Here is a 4,992-nt window from a genome sequence, read left to right as displayed (position 1 = left end):
AGTATTGTTTTTATTCTCCATTTCATATATAATTGAATCACAAAGGTATATATAAAAACTTACTTTAAAAAAAAAAAGTAAGTTTGTTTCGGGGTAAAAGTAAGTTTTCTAAAAGGCTAATCGGGGTAAAAGTAAGTTTTCTGTGGGGTAAAAGTAAGTTTTCTCATTTTCTACCTTATAATAACTATATAGAAAAAACACTATATAGTTTCCCCTTGAAAATATTTAAAAAAATTCGGTCTTTTATTTGGTTGGAATGGAGAAAAATTTTCAACTGAAAAAAATCCAAAAGGGAATGAAAAGTCCGAAAAAGAAAACTGCTGAGAAAAACAAAAAAACAAAAAAGAAAAAGAAAAAGAACACACCAAGGGGGGCGGGGCGGTCGATTTTTGGGGTTAAATAAGGCTGTATTTTGATTTATTTTGTGTTTTTGATAAAATGTATTGCTTGAAAAAAATAAAGCTTTAAAATAGTCTTAAAATCGATTTTAGTTTTTTAGACTGTTTTTTTGAATCTGTGGAACGGTGCAGTTTCATAAATAATTTTTATCCTGGTTCATTTTTCGGGACCAGGGATATGGTTTTCTTTTTCGGACTTTTTTTTGAATATTAGGGGGATTTGGTTCGATATATGGATATATTTTATAGATTTGCGAGTGTAGGATAAAAAATTTAAAAGTTTAGTAGGTCAAGATATGTGTATGTATATACATTTCTCCGCTTCGCTCCGAAATTCCTATACCTACACCTCTTGTTTTTCCTCCCCTCGGTCGGAAAAAGGAGCTACACAGAAAACATAAAAAATGAAAAGTCCGGAACAAATTTTAAGCGAAGTAAACAAACAATCCAAACAGATCCTTATTCGGATTTCTAGTTTTGAAAAGAAGCTTTTGCAAGCCAAAGCGGAAGAAGCCGGAATGTCCGTTTCGGAATTTTTGCGAGCTGCTGCACTTAACAAACAAATTAAACCGCCCCCGACTTCGGAGCAAATGGAAGCTTATATGCTTTTGAAAAATTTCCTTTTCAATTTTTCGAGGATATCGAATGCCTTCAAGCAAAAAGACTATGCACATTTGCACTCGGAAATCTTGGAAGTAAAAGAGGAAATTATGAAGCACTTGAAAATTATAGAAAATGGTGAGTAAAGCAAAGGCGGTGAGAGGAAGCGCACAAAGTATCGATTACATTATGAGCGATAAAGAAATGGGCGACGCTCTTATTTTAGACAGCAACGGACTTGCTGGAGAGAACGGCAACGAAATGTTAAGCGAAATGCGTTTCGTCCAGCAGAGCAATACGAATTGCCATAACAATTGTGTTTCAATTGTTCTTTCTCCTAGCGATGAAAAGAAATTCACGACCGAAGAACTCAAGGAGTTAACCCAAGACCATTTGAAAAATTTAGGTTTGGATAAAAACCAATATTTAGCCACGGTTCACGAGAGCACAGGACAGCAACACATTCATATTTTTGCTAATAGAATAGACAGTAATGGAAAGGCTTTGAACGACAGTAACATTCATTTGAAAGCCCACGAAAGTGCGGAAAAATTAGCAAAAGACCGAGGTTTAAAAACGGCAAAAGAAGTAACACAAGGGAAAGAAATTTCAACCAAACCAACGAGAGATAGAATTTTTAAGGCTTACGAAGAATCTAAAAATGCATCTAAAACTTTCCCCGAATTCCAAAAGGAAATGAATAAAAGAGGGATTGATGTAATTGAATCGAGGAACAACAAAGGAGAACTTCAAGGGTTGAAATTCACAGATAAAAAAAGCTTGGAAACCTTCAAAGCTTCCGATATCAAAAAAGGGGTTGGAATCCCCGATTTAGCGAAGTCAGGAGTGTCTTTTGCGCCATCGGCAAAACTTACCCCACCTTTGGCTATAAACGTGGCAGGAATAGCCAAAGACATAGCTGTTAAAGTGGCAAATTTAATTTACAAACAATCTAAAGGAATGGGGTATTAAATATAAAAAAAATGAAAGGAAAAGCAACAAATGAGCAATTGGCCAAAGTGTTAGAATACACTTTATCAGAGCATCAAAAGAATATTGAAAAGTCCGAAAAAGAAAGAACTGTTTTTATAAATGAGTTTAAAAATCAAATTGAAAGCCTTAAAAACATTAGTCTTAAACCTAATTTAACTGAATTTGAACATCTGAATGAAAGATTAGAAAAAGGATGTGTAAACGGAGCGGAACAAATAAAATCAGCACTTAAAAGCACTTATTTTTCCCCTTTGGTTTTAGGGATTGTTTTTACTGTTTTTATTTCGGGGGTGGGAATGTTGGGGTATTCTTTCAAACAAATTCAAAAAGCTAACGAGGTAGCAGATGCTAAGGAATTAGCACTAAGAAACTATTTTTCTAAGTTTTTAACGGAGAACCCAAAGGCAAATGAAAGCTTTAAAGTTTGGAAAGAAAAGCAGTAAATAATCGCTTCGCTATCCTCATTTTCGGAAAAGGTTTTTGAGCTCCAAAAAAACCTTTTTCAAAAATCGAGGGAACTTATTCTTTCATAAAATCGGTAAAGTTAGACCAATCCTCTACTCTAAAAGCACGGATGTCTCGGACGGAATCTTTAAACCAAGCAATCTTTTTTAATTCGTTCATTGCACGAAATAAATTAGCCATATCCGTATTTGTAGATAAATAAACACTTCCTTGAGTACTAAAAAAATCGTATTTCCTTAATGCCTTACCTATTTCAAAATAAGCATTATTATACGGTTCTCCGTAATTTTTTTTCAGGTCAACAATGACCATATCAAAACTTATCGCAAACATAATTAAGCTAGTTTAAAATATTTTTCTTCTCCAAAAAATATACGTCCTAATTTATCTTTGATAGCAATAACAACACCTTTAAAAGGGTTAATTTCAACGTCTATTACCTCGCCTTTAACCCAAGTATCTAACCCCGTTAATTTTGGGTCTGCAATGGCTTTATCTCCTGTTTTCATGATTAACATATTTTTTACAAAGTTAGTTTATTTTCTCATTTCCAGTTTTGTCATTTCAGGATAGTAATGTTTACCGTCTTTATCAAACGTCCAAACATTTGAAACTTCCCTGACCAAAGGTAAAACTTCACTTCTTTTAGCTATTCTAACCTTTACCAATCGACGGTATCGTTTGTTTGCTATGGTTTTATCACGCTTTTCAGTTTCCTTTTTTGTGTAACCAACTATTTTATTTTTTATATAGGAACGACTCATAAGTATCCTTTTTTAATATTTTCCATTATAATGTTTTTTATTCTTCAAACGCACGGCGTCTATTTTCTATTTCACTTTTTTCTTTTCTATATTTTACCATATCAAAATCAGGGTTTTCTTTTTTAAAGCCATCTACAAAGGATATAATATCTAAGTCATCACCGACTAACCCAAGAGAATCCATCGAGGTAAATACATCATAAAAAGCAAAATAGGTTACGCCGTTAATTAAGTTTATTTGTATATCGTCTTCAAAATCAATTGACAAAATATGGTTTTTATTGACTTGACAATAGTTATAAACCTTTTCGTCTAAACTCTTTTTTGCCCATAAATCAATCATATTATCTAACATGTTTCTCTTTTTTTAGATCATTTTTTTTGGCTATTTTTTAGCTTCTTTTTTAAAGTTTTCGGAGAGTTCTATTTTATAATTCATTCAAAAAATCTTTAGCTGACGTGGTTTTTAACTTTCCTTTTTTAATTAATTGCATTTCTTCTAATCCGTTTTTTATATTCTCTAGAATACTTTCTTCTTTTTTTGTTTCAAAAGACATCCCCATTTCCTTTGCTAAATTTTTCAAAATAGATAATTGGGTTTTATTTTTAGGGTGTAATATTATCGCTTCCATAGTGTTATAATTTTTACAAAATTAATTAATTTCCAATTGCTTCTTTTTGAAGTTGTTTTTTCAATATTTCTTTGTTTTCAAAAGAATCTTTTCCCATTGAAACAAATACTTTGTTGCAGTAAAACAACGGATTTGCTATTGGTTTTTTTGAAAGTTGTTTTTCATTCCAACTTTTCACTAAATCTCTTATTGCAGTCAATCCGATTGCTTTACTGTATCTCACAACATTTATTTCAGAAACCTGATATTTAACCATTAATGTATCTAATAATTTAGCGTGCTCGGGAAGTTTTCGCCAATCTTCGGGAACATGGGTAAGCTTCGTTTTTTTCAAAACAAACTTTAATCCTATTATCGATTTTCTGCCTTTTGCACCTTTCGGTTTATCCTTAATAGGCTCGACAGTAAAAGCGCAATCAGTACTTTCTAACTCAATTAAGGCTTCTTCGGTAGTCTTTAAGATCATAAGAGTATCATTATACTTTCCTGTGGATTTGGTTTTATACTTACCATCACAATCCATCAAAGAACGAAATTTATCTATGTCGACTTCATAATATCCAGTGTCTTTATAAGCAGATAGAAGCTCATAAATTCGCATAGAATACCAAGAAGAAAAAGTCATATACCATTTTAATTGATAATTTGTATAATGTGCTAACGATAAAAAATAAGGTGCTAAAAGCGGATTTAAAACAATAGTTATTGTGCCATTATCATAACCGCATCGAACATCAGAAGTGTTTAAAAAATGCCTTACAGCGAACTTACTTCTGTCGTAATCTTCAATGAAAGCACTCATATCCGCCAACTCTTTAAATGCTTTTTTTATTTCTTTATAAAAGCTTCGTTCGTCTTGTCCTTCTTGTATAAAATCAGTAATATGAAATTGGTAATAATTTTTAAATGTTTTGTCTTTTATATCTATCTTAGAAATAACACCTGCCATTACTTTTTTAGCTAGAACACTCACTTTTTTTTGCCTTGCGAACGTTACTTGATAATGTTGACGAACATATAAATCTATATCTTTCCCTTTAAAATCAAAAGGTAAAGCTACTTGAGTATTGTTTTTATTCTCCATTTCATATATAATTGAATCACAAAGGTATATATAAAAACTTACTTTAAAAAAAAAAA

Annotated in this window: 10 protein-coding genes; 4 read left to right on the top strand and 6 right to left on the bottom strand. The window is 31.8% G+C overall.

Annotated features, from left to right (window positions below; genetic code table 11):
• Positions 1-256: 256 nt before the first annotated feature.
• The 4 genes from H8R24_RS17725 (at position 257) to H8R24_RS17710 (ending at position 2,434) form a co-directional block, all read left to right on the top strand.
• Positions 257-403 (top strand): hypothetical protein, encoded by a 147-nt coding sequence (locus tag H8R24_RS17725; RefSeq protein ID WP_187021751.1) that lies wholly within the window; start codon positions 257-259, stop codon positions 401-403.
• A gap of 399 nt (positions 404-802) precedes the next feature.
• A complete protein-coding gene (locus H8R24_RS17720; RefSeq protein WP_187021754.1) occupies positions 803-1,144 on the top strand; it encodes a plasmid mobilization protein in 342 nt (113 codons plus the stop codon).
• The gene (locus H8R24_RS17715; RefSeq protein WP_187021756.1) at positions 1,134-1,970 is read left to right on the top strand and encodes a relaxase/mobilization nuclease domain-containing protein; all 837 of its coding nucleotides are present in this window, start codon (positions 1,134-1,136) and stop codon (positions 1,968-1,970) included. Before H8R24_RS17720 ends, H8R24_RS17715 begins: the two co-directional genes overlap by 11 nt.
• Before the next feature lie 11 nt (positions 1,971-1,981).
• A complete protein-coding gene (locus H8R24_RS17710) occupies positions 1,982-2,434 on the top strand; it encodes a hypothetical protein (RefSeq protein ID WP_187021732.1) in 453 nt (150 codons plus the stop codon).
• Positions 2,435-2,510: 76 nt separating this feature from the next.
• Here the strand turns inward: H8R24_RS17710 and H8R24_RS17705 are convergent, their stop codons facing one another.
• The 6 genes from H8R24_RS17705 to H8R24_RS17680 all read right to left on the bottom strand — a co-directional run.
• Positions 2,511-2,789 (bottom strand): virulence protein, encoded by a 279-nt coding sequence (locus H8R24_RS17705; RefSeq protein ID WP_187021735.1) that lies wholly within the window; start codon positions 2,787-2,789, stop codon positions 2,511-2,513.
• 2 nt (positions 2,790-2,791) lie between these two features.
• The gene (locus H8R24_RS17700; RefSeq protein WP_187021737.1) at positions 2,792-2,965 is read right to left on the bottom strand and encodes a hypothetical protein; all 174 of its coding nucleotides are present in this window, start codon (positions 2,963-2,965) and stop codon (positions 2,792-2,794) included.
• Between the two features lie 27 nt (positions 2,966-2,992).
• Complete coding sequence (locus H8R24_RS17695) at positions 2,993-3,220, bottom strand: hypothetical protein (protein WP_187021740.1); 228 nt, start codon at positions 3,218-3,220, stop codon at positions 2,993-2,995.
• Positions 3,221-3,257: 37 nt separating this feature from the next.
• Complete coding sequence (locus H8R24_RS17690) at positions 3,258-3,575, bottom strand: hypothetical protein (protein WP_187021743.1); 318 nt, start codon at positions 3,573-3,575, stop codon at positions 3,258-3,260.
• Between the two features lie 73 nt (positions 3,576-3,648).
• Positions 3,649-3,852 carry a DUF2683 family protein gene (locus tag H8R24_RS17685; RefSeq protein ID WP_187021746.1) on the bottom strand — a complete coding sequence of 68 codons (204 nt, stop codon included), beginning with the start codon at positions 3,850-3,852 and terminating at the stop codon, positions 3,649-3,651.
• A gap of 25 nt (positions 3,853-3,877) precedes the next feature.
• Positions 3,878-4,992: replication initiation protein (locus H8R24_RS17680; protein WP_222621512.1), on the bottom strand; the 1,115-nt coding region annotated here is incomplete at its 5' end.

The organism is Flavobacterium muglaense (assembly GCF_014305155.1).
GTDB lineage: Bacteria > Bacteroidota > Bacteroidia > Flavobacteriales > Flavobacteriaceae > Flavobacterium > Flavobacterium muglaense.
This window is presented reverse-complemented; position numbering and strand designations above follow the sequence as displayed.

What these genes read in the sequence shown, in the direction of transcription:
- H8R24_RS17685 (WP_187021746.1), bottom strand. Translation starts at nt 3,852, where the DNA reads ATGGAAGCGATAATATTACACCCTAAAAATAAAACCCAATTATCTATT.
- H8R24_RS17695 (WP_187021740.1), bottom strand. Translation starts at nt 3,220, where the DNA reads ATGAGTCGTTCCTATATAAAAAATAAAATAGTTGGTTACACAAAAAAG.
- H8R24_RS17705 (WP_187021735.1), bottom strand. Translation starts at nt 2,789, where the DNA reads ATGTTTGCGATAAGTTTTGATATGGTCATTGTTGACCTGAAAAAAAAT.
- H8R24_RS17690 (WP_187021743.1), bottom strand. Translation starts at nt 3,575, where the DNA reads ATGTTAGATAATATGATTGATTTATGGGCAAAAAAGAGTTTAGACGAA.
- H8R24_RS17720 (WP_187021754.1), top strand. Translation starts at nt 803, where the DNA reads ATGAAAAGTCCGGAACAAATTTTAAGCGAAGTAAACAAACAATCCAAA.
- H8R24_RS17715 (WP_187021756.1), top strand. Translation starts at nt 1,134, where the DNA reads ATGGTGAGTAAAGCAAAGGCGGTGAGAGGAAGCGCACAAAGTATCGAT.
- H8R24_RS17725 (WP_187021751.1), top strand. Translation starts at nt 257, where the DNA reads ATGGAGAAAAATTTTCAACTGAAAAAAATCCAAAAGGGAATGAAAAGT.
- H8R24_RS17710 (WP_187021732.1), top strand. Translation starts at nt 1,982, where the DNA reads ATGAAAGGAAAAGCAACAAATGAGCAATTGGCCAAAGTGTTAGAATAC.
- H8R24_RS17700 (WP_187021737.1), bottom strand. Translation starts at nt 2,965, where the DNA reads ATGAAAACAGGAGATAAAGCCATTGCAGACCCAAAATTAACGGGGTTA.